The following is a 20,670-nucleotide window of genomic DNA, read 5'->3' as shown; positions in this document are numbered from 1 at the left end:
AAAACTTCGTCCACAACGATTAGCAGCTTTCCTGCCCAGTCGGAATTGAACTGACTGCGGAAATCCTCGTTGGTGTTGAAAGTCACATTATTTTCAAACACGGCTTTCAGAAAGTTCAAGAACGTGCTTTTGCCAGTGTTGCGTTCCTCTGAAACAAGTAGGACAATGGGCAGCTTCTGTGTCGGCTGTAGATACAGCAGTTGCATATAGTCCATACCCAGCTCGTATTGTTCCCCGAAGATGTGCCGCATCAAGGATTGGATGTGGGAGAAGTCCCCCTGTTGCGGTTTATGCTCTATCGGCTCGTAAAGGTTCAGAAACCCCTCAATCTCCTTTTGGTAGTTCAGATGATTGGGAACGGTGCAAAAGCCGTCATACTTGGGGACGGTGGCAAGATAATTCTTTCCATAGTCCTGCCGTAATGTGCTGTTGTTCCATACGACACGTTTCTTCTCATAACCGCCATTGGCGCATGGCTGATTGACTACCTTGTACAAAGTTGTTCCTACGCGCATATATTCTTCCTCCTTCATAGGCTTAGATTAAAGGATTGTGTTCACCTAAGATTCTCTGAATGTCGGATTGTCGGTATCTGACCTTGTTTCCAACCTTTACAGGCTTCAGATAGTTTTTCTTAGACCAGTGCCAGAGTGTGGTATCACAAACACCGCACATCGTTTTCACTTCCTCTTTGGTTAGATACTTCTCCTTTCTTGCTTCCGCAATGGCGGTAGAAAGTTCATGTTTCGCACGGCTGATTAACTGGTTGGAGAATAATAGCAAATCTTCTCCTGTTACTTCCAACTTGATGTTGCCGTTTCCGTTTTGGATAATTGCCAATATGTCTGTCATAGGCTTCTTGAAACTGCCGGTTGTAAGACTTCCCGTTTCGGCAGTATTATAAACGAAAAGCCACTACCCCGATTAGGATAGTGGCGCAAATATATAATGAAAATCAATCGTAAAACAATGATATTCAGTTCGTTAAATTCGTAAAAACGAAAAGCGAATTAAACGAGTTTCAATTGGATAGATAGGCTTTCAATTCCTCGATGGCTTCATGGGCTTCACCAATGTCTTTTACCAGTTTCTTGCTGTTTCCAAGTGGTGAAATAAGATTTTTGTATGCTTTCTGAATGCCTCTTTCGTGGACGATTTCTTGTTCATTGAATTGCTCGTGCAGTGCGTTTCTGAAAGTCTTGATGGGACACTTCCGCATGAAGCGGTATTCCACCAGTGCGATAAACAGCCGTGCTATATCTGTTTCCGTAGCATGGGTTTTTAATCGTGTGCCAATTCTTTCAATCAGTATGTCATGTCTTTCTATCAGAAGTTCGGGAAACGTGCGTGTGTCGGCTTTGCGCCCTGCGGTCTTTGGTTGTTCTTCCTGCAACATATCTGTTTCTTCCTCGTCCATGTCTTCATCTTCTTCTATTGCCCATTCCACAAGAGTATTTTCCTCAATGGCTTTCTGTTGCTTCCTGAATACTTGCCAGTCCTCTTTGGTTCTCATGCCATTGGCGATGCTTTTTCTGATAATGAACTTGACCATGCCAGAAACAAGCCATTTGTATAAGGTGGGAATATCCTTTCTTTTGGTCAGTTCCTCACCCTGTTCTACCATGCATTCATAGCTTCGTCCGTAATAGAGCCATGCAAGCATGGCAGGAACAATGCTTCTCTTGTTCGGGGTATGAAACTCATTCACTATCTTCTCGGCAAGGTCTGATTGTAAAAGGACATTTTCCAGTTCCTCGAAATCAGGGTTTCTATCATCGCCTATTCTCTTGCGTGCTGCTTCTTTATATTTCGGAACAAGCCTTACAGCCGTATTGAAAATATTGAAGAACCCTTTGAACTTCTTGTCGTTCATTTCTTCTACGAAATCAGCATATTCATTCGGATGGCTGTCGAGCCATTCCTTTATCAGTCTTTTGAAATTATCATATTCCTGTTGTCCCATACAAGTTAATTAGCAATGCAACCTCTATTAACTTTCTCTTGTATGCGTGAGAAATGTATCGACAATTTGAATATTAACATATAGAAACCATAATCGCTTAAAGAAAATAAGCGTTGATCTTCTAATGTGTCTCGGTTTATAAAGCGATTGTCAACGTGATAGATTTTATCAAGAAAAACTATTGAATCTTCCATTTGGGAATTTGCAGGAAGAAAGATTATTTGGGTTATTTTTTGTTGTTTGATATCTGAAATGTGGTTTTCAATTTTGTTACTATTAATACCTTGTTTTTGAAGAACTGAAATATATGTTGTGAGATTTATAATAGGAGCATACATGATTGAGGCAGGAAACATACGAGAATTAGATAAATCCATATCACAAGTGTTTGATAAAATCAAACAGCTAACCTTTTTTACACCTCTTTCGATGTTAGCTAAATCAATTATAGGCATTTTTTTTAAGCCATCTCCTTGAAAAATGACATTCTTGTCAAGCATAGAAGTGTACATCCTTCCATCTATGTTATAAGGGAAAGATTTGAGTTCTGCCAAAAGGGTCTTGTAATTTTCTTCTGACAAATATTTGGGTAGATATTTTTTTAATTCATCTTCTGTAATCATAGCATATCCCAAAAGTGGTCATTAATGACATTTTGAATTTCTTCATCTATAGAAGTTGCTTCCGTTAACATCTTATTTGCAAAAGAATTGATTATCTCAAAATCTTCATGCTCGGGAATATTAACATGAATGGTTTCTGTTGAGATAGGAATATCCTTAATGGAATAATTTGTATAAATATTTATTGGATTGACAGGAGTGTTAATAGACGGTATTATAGCATCATTATATGTTTGCCTACTTGATAAAGAAAGCAATTCTGTGTCTGTTAATGTCATACATGATAAGGCAGACATTAATAGGATATTGGTATTTATGTAAGTCGTTAAACTATTCATTTTCAAAAACAGGTTTTAGACTATTTAGAAAGTCTGGTTTTAACAAAGAGAAAAACAACTTTTTTTCGCATTTATGAGCCATATTTATTTCTTGTTCTATATTAGAAGTGAAATAGTTGTCGGAATATTCACGAGACGTATCAATGTCAATTAATGAGCCTACCATTTCTATAGAATTAGGATGTGGTTTGTAGTTTGCATTATTTACAAATTGTAGGGTGTTCATAAAATTACCATCTTTGACATCTGTCCGTATCAATAAGTTTTCGGATGTGTATTTTTCTGTCATGGAAAAAGACATCGTAAGACCATTGGTAATATCTCCTTTGAAAAAATTAATATATCTATGTCCTATTCTTGATACACGCTTTATTATTCCAGAACTAATAACCTTGTTGATTATTGAAAATGAATGTTTAGAAAAATCGCTCCAACCTATATATGGCATTTTTGAGCTTATGCTCAAAACATCATATCCTATTTGAATTACAAATCTTTCGTTTTCAATTCTGTATAGGGGCTTAAATTTTAAGTTAGGGTCAACCTCCCTAATTTGTTCTGGGATTTGTAAAATGGGCAAATTAATGACATTTCCTCTATACTCTTCTTTTATGAGATTGTATATGATGCCAAAAACTGCGCTTTTGGTAATAGCTGCTTCAAAACGGAACTCAATTAAAGCGTCTATAAGTGGGCATGCTTCTATTCTTATTGGCAACAATCTATCCATAATACAAATTTTAAATTTATTTTCTTGCAAAGTTAGGAATTTCTTTTATTTGTTTCTTGATTTTATGCGCTAAAAAGTTTAAAGTATATTAATCTAATAGCTTCACAAGGTCTTTTTTCATTTCTTCGTCAATATCTCTGTATCGCCTGAAAGCTTTGCTTCCCTCCTTGTGTCCCGATAGTGCGGAAACGAGGTTCGGGTCTTTCACCTTTTTGTAGATATTGCCGATAAAAGTACGCCTTGCCAAATGGCTGCTTGCCACTTCATAAATCGGTCGCTTGACTTCGTTATGCGTTAACGGGTCTAAGATAGTTACGATTCGGTCAACCCCAGCCATTTTGAATATCTTTTTTATGGCATCGTTGTACTTTTGTTCAGATATGAACGGCAGAAGCTTCCCTTTATATTCTTTGTAGTGTTCAAGGATTTCTTTTGCCTTGTCATTAAGGGGAACACGTACCGTAACCGGATTCCCTTCTTTTGTTTTCTTGGGAATGTATTCTATGGCTTCATTGACCACATTAAGTTTGGTCATGCGGTATAGGTCGCTCACTCGACAGCCTATCAGTGTTTGGAATATAAATATATCCCTCTGTATTGCCAATTGTGGAGTGGCAGATAGGTCGGCATTGAAAATTCTGTCCCTTTCTTCAAGTGTTATATAATAAGGTGTACCGTATGTACATTCTTCTATCGGGAATTTGTCGAAAGGTCTGTTTGTGGTACGCTTGTTGTCGAAGCTCCATAGGAAGAAAGTGCGTATCCTTGAAAAGCAGTCAATCAGTGTATTCTTGCTTCTTGGTTGTGGCGTTCTCTTTTCGGGGATGGTTTCATAAATACTCGGATAAAGTTCATAGTATTGGTATTCGTTCTGAAAGAAGTCCCACATATCTCGAAGTGTGTCTGGTGTTACCAAATCCATGTCAAGGATAAAGCCCTTTTGTCCTCTCTTTGTTGCCCTTACATATAGTTCATAACGCAGTAAGGCTCTTTTGACAACCCGGAAATTCTTCTTTCGTACTTCCGACAATGGGTGTTTGTTTAGAAATTCATCGAATAGTTCTCCAATGGTAGGCTTGATAACCACTTCCTCAGGCAGAAAATATTTTTCAGGATGGTAAAATTTATCAAGTGTTGTTTTTAGCCATTCTTTGTCTATTGCTTCCTTTTCTTGTTGATATACCTTCTCAATATAGGTTTTCAACTGGCGTATCTCTTCATTTATATGGGTACGCATTTCTTCATTGCAGACAGCTTTCGTTTTTACACATTCGTCTTTATCATCCCATAGATTGGGATTGATAGCCAACTGAGTAGGAGCAACGGAGTCTAACCGCCTTCCGTTTCTAAAGCGTACATAGATTGTAGCCATGGATTCTGTATCATATCGCTTGGCTGCTTTTTTAATGATAAAGGTTACTTTCATAGACTTGCAGGTTGAATTTTACTCTGCTGCAAATATAGATATTTTCCCCACATTTTCCCCACATCTGCTAAATATTTTGCAATTTGATTAACTTGGATTAAAATTTAATCGGATTGTAATCTATTGAAATATAGTGTAATTGCAGTGTATTTCTGCATTTTTCTTTTTATCTACATTTTCCCCACTTTAATTATTTCAAATGCGGGTCTGGGTACGAAATAAAGAAGCGGGGAAAGTTTTAATGCTTTTCCCGCTTTCTTTTTATACTTATCTTTTATGCCCTTTGCTCATGGGAACAGATATCTGGCAAGAGATAGAAGTACTGAATCAAGAATTTGTGAGGCTTGGTATCAGTCAGTCGGTAGACTATGAAAAGTACTACCTCTATTCGCTTATTACCCATTCTACTGCTATTGAGGGCTCTACACTTACCGAATTGGATACCCAGTTGCTTTTTGATGAGGGGGTAACAGCCAAAGGAAAGCCGTTGGTCTATCATCTGATGAATGAGGATTTGAAGAAGGCATACGAACTCGCCAAAGAAGAAAGTGCACAAAATGCGGAAATTACGCCTGTTTTCTTACAAAAATTGAATGCTGCTCTAATGCGTACTACTGGGAGTGTATATAATGTAATGGGCGGTTCTTTTGATTCTTCTAAAGGTGAATTTCGTTTGTGCGGCGTTACTGCTGGGGTGGGCGGGTGTTCTTATATGAGCTATCCTAAAGTTCCCGCTAAAGTAGAAGAACTTTGTTCTATATTGAGAGAAAAGCAAAAGAATATGGAAACATTTCGGGAACGATATGAATTGAGTTTCAATGCTCATCTCAATTTGGTAACCGTTCATCCGTGGGTAGATGGCAATGGGAGAACGGCTCGTTTGTTGATGAACTATATCCAGTTCTGCCATCATCTTTTTCCGACGAAAATCTTTAAAGAAGATAGGGGCGACTATATTCTTTCTTTGCGGCAGTCGCAAGAAGATGAGAACAGTCAGCCTTTCTTGGACTTTATGGCAGCGCAGCTGAAAAAATCATTTGCGTCAGAGATTGAGAAATACAATACTGGACGTAAAAAAGGTTTTAATCTCATGTTTTGAAAAGCGACGATTCCTTCCTGATAAGCTCATATAGGCATTAGCTGATTGTGCTGTATCATCCTTTTGTATTGGGTTATTCTCAAAATATTCTCTTCTCGGCATTAAATACAAAATAATGGGTGTAAAATGCAAATTTATTTCGTAGATACTGTTTTCGCATTTATTTTTTTCTAAATTTGCAGTAGCTGGAATCTTATCTAACTATTTAATTATTAAATGTTTGCCAATTATGACAAAACATGTTCCTCTTTTTTTACCTCTCGGAAGTATTCGGTTACTGACGATATTCTTCTCTTTTTGTATAATCTTTGTTCATCCGGCATTGGCTGACAAAATGGCTGAAAGCCCCGAACTTTTCGATACTGCTTTCACCTTGCAGGAAAGGCTTGATATTCCCGACGGGTTTGTTCAAAGAGAGATGGTCTATATTTCCATTCTTTTAGGTACATTGGTGCTGTGCCTCTTCTTTTTCTTCATGCAGAGGCGGATGAAGAAATTGAGGGAAAGGGACCGGGAGAGGTATCTGCAACTGTTGGAAGGCATTCTTGATAATCTTCCCATTGCGGCAAAAGTGAAGGATGTGAATGATGGGATGCGCTATACTTTTTGGAATAAAAAGGCAGAGGAACTCTTTGAATGTTCGGCCAGAGAGGCTATAGGCAAGACGGATTTTGAAACAATGCCAGAGGCTGCGGCTTTAATTAGGAAGGAGGATGAAGAGTTGGTCAAGACGGGGATTCCACAAGAAGGTATACGACGTTTTTTTACCAAGAAGAACGAGGAGCGGTTTACCTTCCAGAACAATAATTTTATAAAGCTTTCTGATGGTCGCAAGTGGATTGTTTATACTGCTTGGGACATTACTGATTTGAAAATCATGGAGCGCAAGCTACGTCTGGCCAAAGAGGAGGCTGAGGAGTCCAACCGGATAAAATCGGCTTTCCTGGCCAATATGAGTCATGAGATACGTACTCCGCTCAATGCAATAGTTGGTTTTTCGAGTATTTTGGCCACGGAAGTGTCTGAGGAAGAACGGGTGGAGTATCTCGATATTATAGAGCGGAATAATGAACTGCTGTTGCAGCTCATCAATGACATTCTGGATTTGTCGAAGATAGAAGCCGGTACATTGGAGTATGTCTATGCTAACGTGGATATCAATAAAATGGTGTCCGAGATAGAGCAGGCTACAAGTATCAGGCTGACCAATAAAGACGTGCGTCTGGTCACGGTTACGCCATTGCCCGGTTTGCTGCTGTATACCGATCAGCGCAGAATTACTCAGGTATTCAATAACTTCATCAGTAATGCGCTGAAGTTTACTGCTGCCGGTAGTATTACCATTGGTTACGGAATGCCCGAAAATAGCTATATCCGTTTTTATGTCACCGATACCGGGACGGGGATATCATCTGAGAATGCGCAGGGGATTTTTAACCGCTTTGTGAAGCTGGATTCCTTTAAGCAAGGTACCGGACTGGGACTGGCCATTTCGCAAAACATTGTGAAGGAACTGAAAGGAGAGATAGGGGTGGAGTCACAGTTGAGCAAGGGCTCCACTTTCTGGTTCACGTTGCCTTTTTATAAGATGGACGCGCACCGTTCTATCTTTCCTTGATGCTGCAAGCTCAATCCAATGAAGGGACATCGATTGTCTGGCTTTCCTCGTTCCAGTTGTCAAGGGTGAATTCTCCGGATGATTCTTCGGAAAAGATGTCTCCCAGAGTGAGGGTCAGGGTCAGTTTGGAGTTTGCTTCCAAAGGTCCGTTCAATGTTTGCTTGAAACTTTTCACGTTTCCATTTTTCAGTATGATGCTCATCTGGAATTCCGGTTTCCCGAAAGAAGGGAAGAGCATGACGGTGGCGTTGCTCATTTGTGTACCGTCGACGGAACGGACCAGAGGGAAGGCTACTGTGCGTGGGCTTCCTTGAGGAGCGGCGGTGTAGAAATTCAGTTCTCCAGCAATATTGGTGATGCGCACCACCATGCTGTCGATGCTCGAACTGAGGATGCCGTTGTTCTTGTCCTTGATGATTACTTTCAGTCCGGTCACTACCCGTTTGAGGGATGCTTTCAGGTCCTCACTTCCAATGTTGGCAGGCTGGACGGCGTGTACCAGGTCGAATACCGGATAATAGGTTGTGTCCGCTTCCATTTTGAATAGGGAGAAGTGTTGCCGGGACATGTCTTCGCCTAAGATGTAGACCGGGTCCCTCATGAGAGGATGTGCATAAATCGGCTCCTCGTATTTAGGGGTTCCCCAATAAATCATGTTATAGAGACCTGCGGGTAAGGATAACTCTCGATTGACGCCATCGTTATAGAAAGCTCCGTCTTTAACTTGGTAGTAACCGTAAAAAGGTGTCAGCTTCCGGTTTATGTAGTTTCCATAATAAATAGAGGTGCCCGCCTTGCAGGGCATGATGGTCAGTATGCCGGTCAGCGGGCTTTGTCCGCTTTCTGTGGACACGTCCATCAAAAGTCGTGGTGATACCAACTCACTGCTTTTTTCTATCTGGGGCGGATTGTCATCGGCGCAGCTTGCCACGATTGCGGCAAGTACTGCAAATACTACTAATTTTTTCATTATCTGTTAAGCTTTAGGTTGTTCTTCCTTGAGAACGTTTTTAGAAAGAAATGGTTCTTTGTACTCCGGAGAAAGTATATTGGGGATGGAAAAGTGAGGTGAAACCAATTCCGGTATTGAGGGGAATGGGAAGAATAGCCCCTCTTCAAAAGGCTTAGAGAAGGGACGGAAAACAAATTATACCTTTTTTAGTAACATTTTAGAAGCCTTGATTAACGAAATCATATACTCTTCGTAACAATTTCTCGACATTCTTTTCTTGTTCCTCCATACATTTGCATCCGAGTTCTTTGGTATTAATTGAAGAACACAATGAATCTTTGATATTAACCATTAAATAATGTACAATGAGAAAAACATTCTTGGAAAAGTGCATAAATCTGCGTTTATGCCGTGTTGCATTGGTACTTTTTTTTCTTGTACCTGCAATCAGTAGCCTGCAGGCTAATCCTTCTCAAAACAAGACCATTTCGGGTGTTGTGACATCGGCTACGGATAGTGAGCCGTTGATAGGTGTCAGCGTGCAGGTGAGAGAAACCGCTACGGGTGGAATTACCGACATTGATGGCCGGTATTCGGTAAGTGCCCAACAAGGACAGACACTGGTGTTTTCTTACATCGGTTATCAATCACAGGAAATCAAGGTAGGTACTTCTTCCGTCATCAATGTGGTGCTGAAGGAGGACACGGAAATGTTGGATGAAGTGGTTGTAGTGGGCTATGGTGTCCAGAAGAAGAAATTGGTGACGGGTGCCACTGTTCAGGTGAAGGGTGACGAAATAGCCAAGATGAATACAACCAATCCCTTGCAGGCTATGCAGGGACAGACACCGGGTGTAAGTATTGCTTCGACTTCCGGTCAACCGGGTGCTGACATGAAAGTGAGTATCCGTGGTCTTGGTACCGTGGGAAATAGTGCTCCTCTTTATCTGATTGATGGTGTGGGTGGTGATATTTCTACTTTGAATCCTGCCGATATTGAAAGTATAGATGTACTGAAAGATGCGGCTAGTGCGGCTATCTACGGTTCGGCCGGTGCTAATGGTGTAGTGCTTATTACTACCAAGCAAGGGCGCGAAGGTAAAGCGCAGATTAGTTTCGATGCTTATTATGGAATACAGAATGTAGCTCGTAAGGCCAATATGCTGAATGCAAAAGAGTATATGGCCATTATGGATGAGCAGGCTTTGAATAGCGGACTTTCGGCTTACGATTGGAGCCAATACCAGTCTATTTACGATGCCAACGGCAATGTGTATGATACGGATTGGGTAGATACTATGTTCAAAGATAATGCCACAACGGAGAGCTATACGCTGGGTGTCACTGGTGGAAGCGCAACTTCCACTTATGCCCTTTCGTTAGGATATATGAGTCAGGAAGGTATTGTCGGCGGTTCGGATGTGTCTAACTATTCGCGTTACAATTTCCGTGTGAACAGCGAGCACAAACTTTTCAAGGATATTTTGAAAGTGGGCGAGCAGGTGAGTTTTGTATATAAGATGAATAACGGTATCAGTGTAGGCAACCAATATAATAATACCTTACGCGGTGCATTCGGAACATCGCCTATCGCTCCTGTCTATAGCGATAATAATCTTTATGATTCGCCTTACAATGACACCAGTACCAGTGACTGGAATAAAGGTGATGGAAACCCTTATGGTTTAATGATGACCGACAGCAACAATGAGAACAAAACGGCTACTTTTTCCGGTAATGTTTATGCTGAATTGCAGCCTGTCAAGAATTTGAAGATAAAGTCTGTATTCGGTGTGGTTTATGGTTCCAGCGAATACCGTAGTTTCAAGCCTCTCTACAAGTTCAGCCAATATATATATAATGAAGAACGTACTACCGTATCTCAAAATGCCAATCACTCTTTGGGTATGACATGGACCAATACGGCTTCTTATGACTGGACTATGGGAGAACATTCGTTCAACGCCTTGCTGGGTATGGAAGCCTATCGTTACGAGGGCACTTATATCGAAGCTAAAAATGGTATGTTGAAAGAAGGTTTTGATGATTGGGAGCATGCTTTTGTGGGCAACGGAACGGCCTCCGATTCGACCAACGGCTTGGGTGCCAGTGGCAATCCGCATACCGAGAGCCGCAAGGTGTCCTATTTCGGCCGATTGGGTTGGAACTGGAAAGAAACTTATATGGTCAATGCTACTTTGCGTGCAGACGGTTCGAGCAACTTTGCCAAAGGCAACCGTTTTGGTTACTTCCCTTCGGTATCGGCAGGATGGACCATTACTAACGAAAAATTCATGGAAAGTACGCAAAACTGGCTCGACTTCCTGAAAATACGTGCCAGCTGGGGACAAGTGGGTAATGCCAACATTGACGCATTCCAATATCTGGCTCCTATCAAGAGTACCAATACACACTATCTTTTCGGCAGCGGTTACGGCGACTCGGATGCTGCGGCACAGCTCGGAACCAACTGGGGAGCTTACCCTAGTCGTCTGGCTAATGCTGACATCAAGTGGGAGACTTCACAGCAGACCAATATCGGTCTTGATGCCCGATTCCTCAACAGTCGCCTGGGTGTTAATTTCGATTTCTACATTAAAGATACTAAAGACTGGCTCGTGGTGGCTCCTATTCTTGCTACTGCCGGAGCAGGTGCTCCTTATATTAATGGCGGTGGAGTGAAAAACACCGGTGTGGAACTCAATCTTACTTGGAATGACCAAATAGGCAAAGACTTTAGTTACAATATCGGTATCAACGGTGCCTACAATAAGAATAAGGTCGGAGAGATTCCTAACGACGATGGTATCATTCATGGCTCTACCAACCAGTTGTATGACAATACTCCTGAATTCTATCGTGCCGAGAATGGTAAGCCTATCGGTTATTTCTATGGTTTCAAGACAGCAGGCATATTCCAAAACAATCAAGAAATAGAGGATTGGATTAAGGCTGGTAACGGTGTGCTGCAAGCTGACGTACAACCAGGTGACGTGAAGTTTGTGGACATCAACCATGACGGACGGGTGAACGAGCTTGACAAGACCGATCTTGGTAACGGTATTCCTGATTTCACTATGGGCTTCAATCTCGGTTTCAACTGGAAAGGACTTGATTTCTCTGTAGTGGCCAACGGTGCTTTCGGACAGCAGATTGTCCAGAGCTATCGTAACCATACCTCCAAGCAAGCCAATTATACTACTGCAATTTTAGGACGTTGGACAGGAGAGGGAACCAGCAATCGCATACCTCGTGTCACAGACCAGAATCTCAACTGGCAGTTCTCAGACCTCTATGTGCAGGATGGTGATTACCTGCGAATCAGTAACATTACTTTGGGCTACGACTTTGCCAAGCTACTGAGATGTAAGGTCATCAGCCAGTGCCGTATCTATGCTCAGGTACAGAATGCGTTCACATTTACCAAATATGACGGCATGGATCCGGAAATAGGTTATGGTCCCGAAGGAGATAACGGACAAGGTTGGGTATCGGGCGTTGATTTAGGTTATTACCCCCGTCCCCGTACCGTATTGTTTGGTGTTAACTTGAAATTTTAAAATATAGACTGATATGAAGAAAAACAAAAATATATTTATGGCAAGTGTCCTGCTCCTGAGTTTGGGACTGGCTTCGTGTACCGACAGTTTTCTCGATGTTACGTCGAAGACTGAATCTTCAACCGGTACATTCTATAAGACTGAAAAAGATGCTTATCGTGCTCTGATAGGTTGTTATGATGGTTGGCGCCAGACTTCATCAGCCATGATGGTAGGGTTTTATATGGCTTCCGAGGTGATGAGTGCCGAGTGTTTTGGCGCTACCGGAAATGCCGATGGACGTGGCTATCAGGCCATTGACCGTTTTGACATCTCCCAATCGCCGGCTGACCTCAACCTATACGAAGGTGACTGGAAAAATTATTATGCGGGCGTCTATCGTTGCAACGAGCTGATAGCTCATGAAGAGCAGATTGTATGGAATGAATCGGATAGCAAACGTGGTATCTATATGGGCGAATGTCGTACGTTGCGTGCATTGCTTTATCTGGATATGGTTCGTTTATGGGGGAATATCCCACTCTTTCTGGAACCGGTAAACGAAAATCGCGCTCCTTCACCTGCCAAAGAGGTGTTCAGTGCCATATTTACTGACTTAAAATATGCTATCGAGAATATTCCCGGTGACGCTTATCCCAAGGCCGACTATACCAAGAACGACGGACATATTACAAAATATGCCGCCGAGGCTTTGCTGGCACGTGCCTATCTTTTCTATACCGGATATTACGGTGAAGAACCTGCAGAGGTGACTCGTGCCGAAGCTTTGGCTGCTGTAGAAGACGTAATCGCTTCAGGAGAATATGGTTTGGTACCGCAATTCAAAAATTTATGGCCGGCTTCTTCTGCAAAAGTGGCCGAAAAAGGAGACTATGAAACTTTGAAGGGTACATATGCCGGTGATGGAAACAAGGAAACCATTCTTGCGTTGAAATTTACCGCTACTCAGGATTATAACGGGAATAATGACTCCAACCGTTGGCAGGTGATGTTGGGTATGCGCCAGCTTAATGCTGCTCCCTATTGCAAGGGATGGGGCGCATTGACGGTAAATCCTGATTTTGTGGAAGCGTTTCCCACTGGTGACCTCCGCCGTTCGGCTTCTATCATTGATTTGGTAGGGGAAGGAATCACCGGTTCGGCCGACTTTACCACCAGTTTTAATGACTGGCGTGAATATACCGGCTATGCTGTGAAGAAGTATGCTCCCCTTTGCTATGCCGATGGAAGCCATGCCGGTAAGCAGGATGGTAGCGGTGACTTCCAGACACAGAACCGCCAAGACTACGTTATTATCCGTTATGCCGACGTATTGTTGATGGCCGCAGAACTGGGTAGCCCCAATGCGCAAACTTATTTCGACCAAGTGCGTAAGCGTGCTTATCAGGTTGATGACAACGGAACAGTATCGACCAACTATCAAGCTAAGAGTGTGTCTCAACAAGCTATTATGGAAGAACGTCGTCTTGAATTTGCTTTTGAAAGCATTAATTATTGGGATCTCCTGCGTCAAGGTATAGACGTGGCAGCCGAGAAGCTCGCCTTGAATGGTGTCAAGGTGAAGAGTGGAGGCGCTGATGATGCAATAACCATACGGGCCGACCGTGTGAAAGCCACCAAAGGCTTGAGCCAGATTCCTTATAATCAAATTAACCTTTCACAGAGTGTACTTGTGCAGAATCCCGGATGGTGAGTACCATTAATAGAGTAAATAAAAAATAAAAACAATAAGATATGAGACTTAAATCATTCTTTTCCATATTGGCAGGAGCGGCTTTGATATTTTCCGCTTGCTCGCCCGAAGAGTACGAGATGGGGGCAAAAACCTATGTTTCCGATGATTTGGTGGAAGGTATCGCCTATACGGTGACCCCTGATGCCAATGATCCTAATACGATTCATCTGACTTCGCTCATCAAGGGAGCCACTCCCTTGTGGGTCACTCCAAGCGGTCCTTCTCAAAAGACCACTCTTGACTTGGCACTTCCTTTTGCCGGAGAATATAGCGTGACTTTCGGCGCTTCCACACCGGCAGGTCCGGTATATGGCGAACCATATACCTTCAAGGTAGAGACCAATAACTTTGCCATGCTCGAAGACCCTATCTGGGCTAACCTTGCAGGTGGAGTGGGCAAGAGCCGTAAGTGGGTTCCCATTGACAAGAACTTTGGTATTGGCCGTTGTTCGGGACCGGTGATGTACATGAGCCACACTGATGTGAAAAATGATGGAAGCAATATTACCGACCTTATGATTGGTAGCGCTAATTGGGCTCCCAACTGGGATCCGGGTATCCAATCGTGGCTCATTCCGGCAGACGACCCCTATTTCCAGTCGTACATCACTTTCGGCCTGGATGCTGTGAAAGGCTGTACGGTGGAACTTCATCGGGTGGCTGCTTCGGGCACGACGGATGCCACCGGAACTTTCAACTTGAATGTGTCTGACCCGAAACGCCCTGTCATATCTTTCTATGGCGGTACCTATTCATTGCATAACGAGGGTTTTGATGATGTCTGTTCCAACTATACCAACGACATCAAGATTATAGAATGTACTCCTTATCTGCTGCAGGTAGCTACGATGCGTACCAATAGCGAAGGTCCGTGGTGGCTGGTGTGGAACTTCATTTCCGAAGAGGCTTATAATGACCCCAGTATCATACCGACTGAAGATCCGGGTTTGCTTCAGCCTGCCGAAGTACAACAGCCTGCCATTGAAGATTTGGCAACCAAACTGTTCACTACTGAAATCAACGGTGTCACCTATGTGGGCAATGAGGCACGCTTCCTCATCAATGATGAAGAACCTTATGACTGGACATGGTGGAATGGTGGCTCTGCTGCTTGGGAAAGCGTAGTGAAGGGACAGTACGGTTCTTCATGGGCACCTGTGGCCGATGCTTCCATTGCCGACTATGAGCTGGTATTGAGCAGCACGGCCGATGGCTACAAATGGGATGACGGTACCAATGCCGGTAAGCTTGCCATTGAAGACGGCAAATTGAAATTTATGGATGCCGACGGCAATCCGGTTGAGATAACCGTCCTCACCGCTACCGGTGATAAGCGCACGGTGGAAGTGAAGGGAAGCGAGTTTACCGTAATGGCTTGCGATGTCACCAGCTCTTTCCAGATGGGTGTGCCTGCAACGACCAATGACAAGGGAGCCGTGGATTCTTATCTTTGTGCCAACCTCAACTACAAACCTATCGCTACCGGACCTACCGGGCCTACTGAAATCAAGGTAGACAACAGCAAGGTACAAATTCTTTTCGGTGACGGAAATCCCGATCGTTTGCGCTTGCAGTTCTACAATCCTTGGGGCGGTGGTGACGCGGGATGGCCGATCGACATCACGAAGGTGAAGTTGAAAAAGAACCAGACGCTGAAGATACAGTACAAAGTGCTGAGTGGAATCACTTGGAACGAGGGCGCGACTCCTAAGACCGTGATTATGGACAATAACATCGGAAATGCTTGGGAAGATGACTGCTACAACCTGGCTCATGCCGTGGCCTTTGATACTGCCGAAGGAGCTGTACAGACTGTGTCCGTGACCAATACCACCGGTGCCACTGTGACTTACGAAGGAAGCAGTTGTATCTGTATCGGTATCCAGAATAAGGGACTTGCTACTGTGGCTGCCACCGAAGACGGACAGCCGGATGTGAAGGTTGAGATAATTTCGATGACCATTGAATAACCACTTAAATGAATTTAGTATATATGAAGACAAAGATATATTTAGGAATACTTTCACTTGTACTGGGTCTTTCGCTGGCTTCGTGCAGTGAAGATGACGACTATACTATCCACACCACCCCGATTCTGAACGAATCGTCGGTGGTGACGGGGTCGTCCGATGTGACCGCCACTACCGCTACACTCCATGCCACGCTCTCCGGGTTGGATGGCATGGATGCCGGAAGCTATAAGACCGGCTTCTTCTATGGTTTTGCGCAAGACAACCTGCCCGAGGACGTGCAGGCTGCTTATGACGGCAGCGCCTTCAGTGCTCAGTTGAACGGGTTGAACAATAACTCTACGCTCTATTATCAGGCTTATGTATGCTTGCAGGGTAAGGTGTATTACAAAGGTGAGGTGAAAAGCTTGCTCACCACCGATGCCAAGGTGGCTACTGCCGATGCCGCATCTGTCGACTTCGCCTCGGCTGTATTGGGTGGGACATTGACCGATGCTACGGCCGATGCTACTTGTGGTGTTGTTATCTCTACTTCATCCGATGTAGAAGCGGTTCGTGCAGGCCTTATAGTGAAGAGTGAGGAACTTAAGGACAGCTATTCATTCGTCCATGAAGGGTTGGTGCCCGAAACGCAATACTATTATGCGGCTTACCTCAATCTGGGTAGCGGCATTGTGTATGGTGAGGTGAAGAGCTTCACTACTCCTGCCTATGACTTCGATCTCGACAATGACCTTGTCGACCTGGGACTCTCCGTGAAGTGGGCTCGCTTCAATGTGGGTGCCAAGAGCGAGACTGGACTGGGTGGCCTTTTCGGATTCGGTGACCTGACCGGATGCAACAATAGCATCGACCCTGCCGACTATGCTTCGGCCGATACTTATAAAACGGCTTCCGACTTGGCTTTCCGTGCATTTCAAGGGCGTGCCACACTGCCTACTGCCGATGATTTCGAGGAACTCTTCACGTTGTGCCAGAAAGAGTGGACTGAGCAGAATGGAGTGACAGGTTTCAAGTTCACCGGTCCTAATGGTAATTCCATCTTCCTGCCTGCAGCCGGTACGCGTGTGGCAAACGATGTGACGGCGCTGGGTACTGAAGGATATTACCTCACCGGTACTGTCAACTCTTCCAATACAGAATTTGCGGTAGGTTACCAGTTTGCAGCTTCTGTCAATCACCGTATCACTGCCGCAGTTTATCAAGGTATGGCTGTACGCGCTGTTTCCACAGCCAAGAACGTACCGTTCAACAAGGCTCTGCTCTATCAGAAGTGGTATCTTGACAATGGCCAGGACGGTAAGCAGCACGTGTTTGAAGGACCTTTCACGCAGTGGGGTGTTACGGACAACTGGAGCACAGTTTCCAACGGACAACCCAACATTGAACAGCAGATTCATTGGGAGATGGGTACGGATAATGGCTGGATAGGTTATACTTACGGAAAGGACTATGGTTATATGGAGCTCAAGGAGGACGGTACGGTGAATATTCATCGTATTGCCGAAGACGGTACCGTGACCGATGAAACCGGTAAGTTTACGATTGACGAGGCGAATAAAGTGATTGACATCGACATAGATGTGCTTTGTGCCAATACTTGGATTGGCACGAAGAGTGGTAAGCTGAACATTCTGTCGTTGACTGCCGACGGCTTGCAGATTGCCCTGCCCGATGGCGACTATGGCTATTCGTTGAACTATTACAGCCAGGCCAAGGCCGATGCCGATGCGCAGGTTCCTGTATTGCTCAATATCGCCGATTCATCATGGGCAGGAAGTTGGGATGCACTGCTTGTAGCCATTTCACCCGAAGACTTGGCTGGACAGCACACGTTTGTTTTCGAGGGAACTTGTACCGATGCTATGGTGTTTACGCTTGACTTTGCCGGTATGGCGAAGCGCTATCCTAATTCGTTTGTACGCATTGACGACATCAAGCTGGACGGTACTTCCATCCGGTTTGATGCCAACCGCTTCTATTATGGCGACATTGAAGGAAACGGCAAGTACCGTGTTCAGTTGTTCAATGCTTATGGGGCGGGTTCTGTAGGCAATGCTGTTCCTCTCAGTCCGTTCAGCAATGTAGAAAATCAAGGTACCGAGCCTGCCATCCATTTCAAGGAGAAGCTTGAGATTGTCTGCACCGTCATTACCGACGGTACCGGTGCAGGTATTTATACGCCCAATCTGGTTACTGTCAATCCGGATTGGGGAAGTGCATGGGGATATAACGCAGGAGCTACGTTCGAGGTGAAATACGAGAACTTCCAGTACAGCCTTGTGGCTTCTCAGTTCGACATTAAGTACGAATCTGCCGACTATGCGGCAGGTTCCATCATGACCTTCGTTGAAGTGGCTGACATCTACAAGTATTTCCCCGGTTTGCATGCCACGCTTGACAACCTCTATCTGGATGGCAAGGAAGTGACATTTGATGCATCCAAAGTGCTCGATGCCAATGAATCCCCGAAGTATCGTCTGGAACTTTGGAATTGCTATGGGGCAACAAAGGATAAAGGGTGCGCTTTCGGTACTCCTGATGGTGATGTTATCAAGGAACTTGGTTTCAGCAGTTCTATGGAAGTGAAGTTCACGTTCCACACTCTTTTCTCTGTTCCTGAATGGTAAGAGGGATAGACGGAAATATACTGGTTAGATAGGAAATCCGGGATGCAGGCCATCCCGGATTTTTTGTTTTGCCCTCACCGGTGTGCATCGTTCTGATATAGATTGAAGAACCATAGAGAGAATAAAATAAAGGAGGTGGTCCGTAAGGCGGCGCTTTGATAGCTCTTTGCCTTGTACTTTGTTCGGACGGGATGGGTACTTATTGCGATAAACATAGTGATTTTATGGTATCTCCACTAAGGTGGTCCGCCTTGTTCATAGTAGTGAACAAATCAGCCCACTTAGGTGAACAAACTTGTTCACCTAAGTGGGCCGTTCATGAATCTTTGTACTGAACCGGACAGACAAAAGGGCGGAAGCGGAGAAAAGCAGGGGCTTTCTCTAAGATTGGCTGCTATTTTCCTTCGTAATCAAAGTATTCAAAGTCTGCATATGCTTTTGAGGTTTGAGAACCGGAGATGGCATACAATCCCAGCATGATTCCCGTAAAGCCACCGGCAGTTTCTGTACTGATATAGCGCGTATTCATTCGGCCCAGTTCTTTAAAGTCCTTTCCGTTTGTGGCATACTCGAACGAATAGATTTCGTTGCTGCCTTTTACACGGAGTTGTACTTTCCCCTGGGGCAGAATAACTTCCTTTTCCGTATGGGTCAATTCATTCAATTGGTAGCGCAATACTACAGCTTGTTTCCCGTCTGCCAATTGCTTGACTAATAAATCGTAATGGGACGATTCGAACATGTAGACCGTCAGGCCGGCTTCGTCGCCACTGGCGGCTTTTTTCAGTTGCATGGAAGTGGTGGCTGTGAAGTCGATATGTTCTTGCCGGCGGCCGGCAAAAGTAGGACTGCCTTTCCCGTTGTTCAGGTTTACGGGGGTTGCTTTCAGACGGAGGTTACCGGAAGCAAAGGTATAGTTTTCCGGATGATAGTTTCTGATATGAACCCATTCGGGACCTAATTTGCCGTTTTTGAAATCGGTGCGTGCAGGCTTGGGGGCAAGAGGATGTTGCGGTAGGGTTGGCACATCCATTTGCAGGGCTATTGTGCCATCTCCGTTTACTACCGGCCAGGCATTCTTGTCCCAGCGCACGGGAGCAAGGAACGTTTCGCGTCCCAGCAGGTGATGGTTGCCGCTTTGCGGACGGAAAGCGAGACACACCATCCACCACGAACCGTCAGGGGCTTGTATCAGGTCGGCATGGCCGGTTCCTTGTATCGGGCTGTTTTGTGCATTCTTGTTGATGTGGGTCAGGATGGGATTGGCGGGATTCTCTTCGTACGGGCCGTCTATATCGCGGCTACGGGCTATTGTCACTTTGTGGCCGTATTCCGTGCCGCCTTCGGAAATCAGCAGATAATACCAGCCGTCTTTCTTGTAAATATGCGGCCCTTCAGGGTGCCGTCCGCCCGTGCCGTTCCAGATGCGTTTGGACTCGTTGAGTTGTTCGCCGGTTTTGGGGTTGATTTCGCACAGATAGATACCTACGCCCGGATTGCTGACGAGGTAACACTTGCCGTCTTCAAAATAGAGGGACGGGTCTATACCGCCTTGCTTGAGCCATACGGGTTCTGACCATTCGCCACGCGGGTCGGTAGTGTGTACAAGGAAGTTGCCTTTGTCGGACACGTTGGTGGTAATCATGTAGAATGTACCGCTGTTGTAGCGGATGGTAGGTGCATAGATTCCTCCCCATGGGCCGGCGTCGTGAAGCGGCAGTTGTGAGGGGCGCGTCAGGCAGTGTCCGATTTGTTCCCAGTTGATGAGGTCTTTGCTGTGGAACAACGGTACGCCCGGGAAATATTGGAAACTACTGTTGACCAGATAAAAGTCATCTCCTGCGCGGCAGATACTCGGGTCGGGATGGAAACCGGGAATAACGGGATTTTGATAACTTTGCCGGTTTTGTGAAAAGCAGGACAGGCTGAGCGCCAGTCCTAAAAGTAACATCATCTTTCTCATAAATACATTGTATTTTAGATTTTTATCGATTTGACTTAACCAATTGAAGAATAAACTTTTAGC

At 44.4% G+C, this 20,670-nt stretch carries 15 protein-coding genes; 6 read left to right on the top strand and 9 right to left on the bottom strand.

Annotated features, from left to right (window positions below; genetic code table 11):
- The 7 genes from DW947_RS20035 to DW947_RS20005 form a co-directional block, all read right to left on the bottom strand.
- The coding region (locus DW947_RS20035) for a primase-helicase family protein (RefSeq protein WP_243635111.1) at window positions 1-533 on the bottom strand (533 nt) is incomplete at its 3' end.
- 4 nt (window positions 534-537) lie between these two features.
- A complete protein-coding gene (locus tag DW947_RS20030) occupies window positions 538-852 on the bottom strand; it encodes a helix-turn-helix transcriptional regulator (protein WP_117859757.1) in 315 nt (104 codons plus the stop codon).
- A 169-nt stretch (window positions 853-1,021) separates the two neighbouring features.
- On the bottom strand, window positions 1,022-1,963 hold the full coding sequence (locus tag DW947_RS21675) for a DUF6043 family protein (protein WP_165353968.1): 942 nt from the start codon (window positions 1,961-1,963) through the stop codon (window positions 1,022-1,024).
- A gap of 5 nt (window positions 1,964-1,968) precedes the next feature.
- Window positions 1,969-2,586 carry a hypothetical protein gene (locus DW947_RS20020; protein WP_118161433.1) on the bottom strand — a complete coding sequence of 206 codons (618 nt, stop codon included), beginning with the start codon at window positions 2,584-2,586 and terminating at the stop codon, window positions 1,969-1,971.
- A complete protein-coding gene (locus DW947_RS20015) occupies window positions 2,583-2,864 on the bottom strand; it encodes a hypothetical protein (RefSeq protein ID WP_228002575.1) in 282 nt (93 codons plus the stop codon). The genes DW947_RS20020 and DW947_RS20015 overlap by 4 nt, the downstream gene beginning before the upstream one ends.
- Window positions 2,865-2,916: 52 nt before the next feature.
- Window positions 2,917-3,654, bottom strand: coding sequence for a TIGR04255 family protein (locus tag DW947_RS20010; protein WP_118161458.1), 738 nt, complete (start codon window positions 3,652-3,654; stop codon window positions 2,917-2,919).
- Between the two features lie 88 nt (window positions 3,655-3,742).
- The gene (locus DW947_RS20005) at window positions 3,743-5,080 is read right to left on the bottom strand and encodes a site-specific integrase (RefSeq protein ID WP_118161435.1); all 1,338 of its coding nucleotides are present in this window, start codon (window positions 5,078-5,080) and stop codon (window positions 3,743-3,745) included.
- A 289-nt stretch (window positions 5,081-5,369) separates the two neighbouring features.
- On the opposite strand from DW947_RS20005, the gene DW947_RS20000 reads away from it, so the two are divergent.
- A complete protein-coding gene (locus tag DW947_RS20000) occupies window positions 5,370-6,179 on the top strand; it encodes a Fic family protein (RefSeq protein ID WP_034525383.1) in 810 nt (269 codons plus the stop codon).
- 229 nt (window positions 6,180-6,408) lie between these two features.
- Entirely contained in the window at window positions 6,409-7,797 is a 1,389-nt protein-coding gene (locus tag DW947_RS19995) for a PAS domain-containing protein (RefSeq protein WP_005824402.1), read from the top strand.
- A 10-nt stretch (window positions 7,798-7,807) separates the two neighbouring features.
- On the opposite strand, the gene DW947_RS19990 is transcribed toward DW947_RS19995, so the two are convergent.
- On the bottom strand, window positions 7,808-8,767 hold the full coding sequence (locus tag DW947_RS19990; RefSeq protein WP_005833650.1) for a FimB/Mfa2 family fimbrial subunit: 960 nt from the start codon (window positions 8,765-8,767) through the stop codon (window positions 7,808-7,810).
- 347 nt (window positions 8,768-9,114) lie between these two features.
- Between DW947_RS19990 and DW947_RS19985 the strand changes: the two genes are divergently transcribed.
- Genes DW947_RS19985 through DW947_RS19970 form a run of 4 tightly spaced genes read left to right on the top strand, consistent with a single transcriptional unit; the run spans window position 9,115 to window position 18,644 of the window.
- Entirely contained in the window at window positions 9,115-12,309 is a 3,195-nt protein-coding gene (locus tag DW947_RS19985) for a SusC/RagA family TonB-linked outer membrane protein (protein ID WP_117703778.1), read from the top strand.
- Window positions 12,310-12,322: 13 nt separating this feature from the next.
- Entirely contained in the window at window positions 12,323-14,002 is a 1,680-nt protein-coding gene (locus DW947_RS19980; protein ID WP_119958612.1) for a RagB/SusD family nutrient uptake outer membrane protein, read from the top strand.
- A 41-nt stretch (window positions 14,003-14,043) separates the two neighbouring features.
- A complete protein-coding gene (locus DW947_RS19975) occupies window positions 14,044-16,014 on the top strand; it encodes a hypothetical protein (RefSeq protein WP_005824411.1) in 1,971 nt (656 codons plus the stop codon).
- An 8-nt stretch (window positions 16,015-16,022) separates the two neighbouring features.
- A complete protein-coding gene (locus tag DW947_RS19970) occupies window positions 16,023-18,644 on the top strand; it encodes a hypothetical protein (RefSeq protein WP_117963024.1) in 2,622 nt (873 codons plus the stop codon).
- A 394-nt stretch (window positions 18,645-19,038) separates the two neighbouring features.
- Here DW947_RS19970 and DW947_RS19965 read toward each other — a convergent pair whose 3' ends face one another.
- Window positions 19,039-20,607 (bottom strand): glycoside hydrolase family 43 protein, encoded by a 1,569-nt coding sequence (locus tag DW947_RS19965; RefSeq protein WP_117963026.1) that lies wholly within the window; start codon window positions 20,605-20,607, stop codon window positions 19,039-19,041.
- Window positions 20,608-20,670: the final 63 nt, after the last annotated feature.

It is taken from the genome of Bacteroides sp. AM44-19, from assembly GCF_003603395.1.
In the GTDB taxonomy this organism is placed as follows: Bacteria; Bacteroidota; Bacteroidia; order Bacteroidales; family Bacteroidaceae; genus Bacteroides; species Bacteroides uniformis.
The sequence above is the reverse complement of the archived record's forward strand: the minus strand, read 5'-3'. Positions and strand labels throughout refer to the sequence as shown.

What these genes read in the sequence shown, in the direction of transcription:
- DW947_RS20030 (WP_117859757.1), bottom strand. Translation starts at nt 852, where the DNA reads ATGACAGACATATTGGCAATTATCCAAAACGGAAACGGCAACATCAAG.
- DW947_RS21675 (WP_165353968.1), bottom strand. Translation starts at nt 1,963, where the DNA reads ATGGGACAACAGGAATATGATAATTTCAAAAGACTGATAAAGGAATGG.
- DW947_RS20020 (WP_118161433.1), bottom strand. Translation starts at nt 2,586, where the DNA reads ATGATTACAGAAGATGAATTAAAAAAATATCTACCCAAATATTTGTCA.
- DW947_RS20015 (WP_228002575.1), bottom strand. Translation starts at nt 2,864, where the DNA reads ATGACATTAACAGACACAGAATTGCTTTCTTTATCAAGTAGGCAAACA.
- DW947_RS20010 (WP_118161458.1), bottom strand. Translation starts at nt 3,654, where the DNA reads ATGGATAGATTGTTGCCAATAAGAATAGAAGCATGCCCACTTATAGAC.
- DW947_RS20005 (WP_118161435.1), bottom strand. Translation starts at nt 5,080, where the DNA reads ATGAAAGTAACCTTTATCATTAAAAAAGCAGCCAAGCGATATGATACA.
- DW947_RS20000 (WP_034525383.1), top strand. Translation starts at nt 5,370, where the DNA reads ATGGGAACAGATATCTGGCAAGAGATAGAAGTACTGAATCAAGAATTT.
- DW947_RS19995 (WP_005824402.1), top strand. Translation starts at nt 6,409, where the DNA reads ATGACAAAACATGTTCCTCTTTTTTTACCTCTCGGAAGTATTCGGTTA.
- DW947_RS19990 (WP_005833650.1), bottom strand. Translation starts at nt 8,767, where the DNA reads ATGAAAAAATTAGTAGTATTTGCAGTACTTGCCGCAATCGTGGCAAGC.
- DW947_RS19985 (WP_117703778.1), top strand. Translation starts at nt 9,115, where the DNA reads ATGAGAAAAACATTCTTGGAAAAGTGCATAAATCTGCGTTTATGCCGT.
- DW947_RS19980 (WP_119958612.1), top strand. Translation starts at nt 12,323, where the DNA reads ATGAAGAAAAACAAAAATATATTTATGGCAAGTGTCCTGCTCCTGAGT.
- DW947_RS19975 (WP_005824411.1), top strand. Translation starts at nt 14,044, where the DNA reads ATGAGACTTAAATCATTCTTTTCCATATTGGCAGGAGCGGCTTTGATA.
- DW947_RS19970 (WP_117963024.1), top strand. Translation starts at nt 16,023, where the DNA reads ATGAATTTAGTATATATGAAGACAAAGATATATTTAGGAATACTTTCA.
- DW947_RS19965 (WP_117963026.1), bottom strand. Translation starts at nt 20,607, where the DNA reads ATGAGAAAGATGATGTTACTTTTAGGACTGGCGCTCAGCCTGTCCTGC.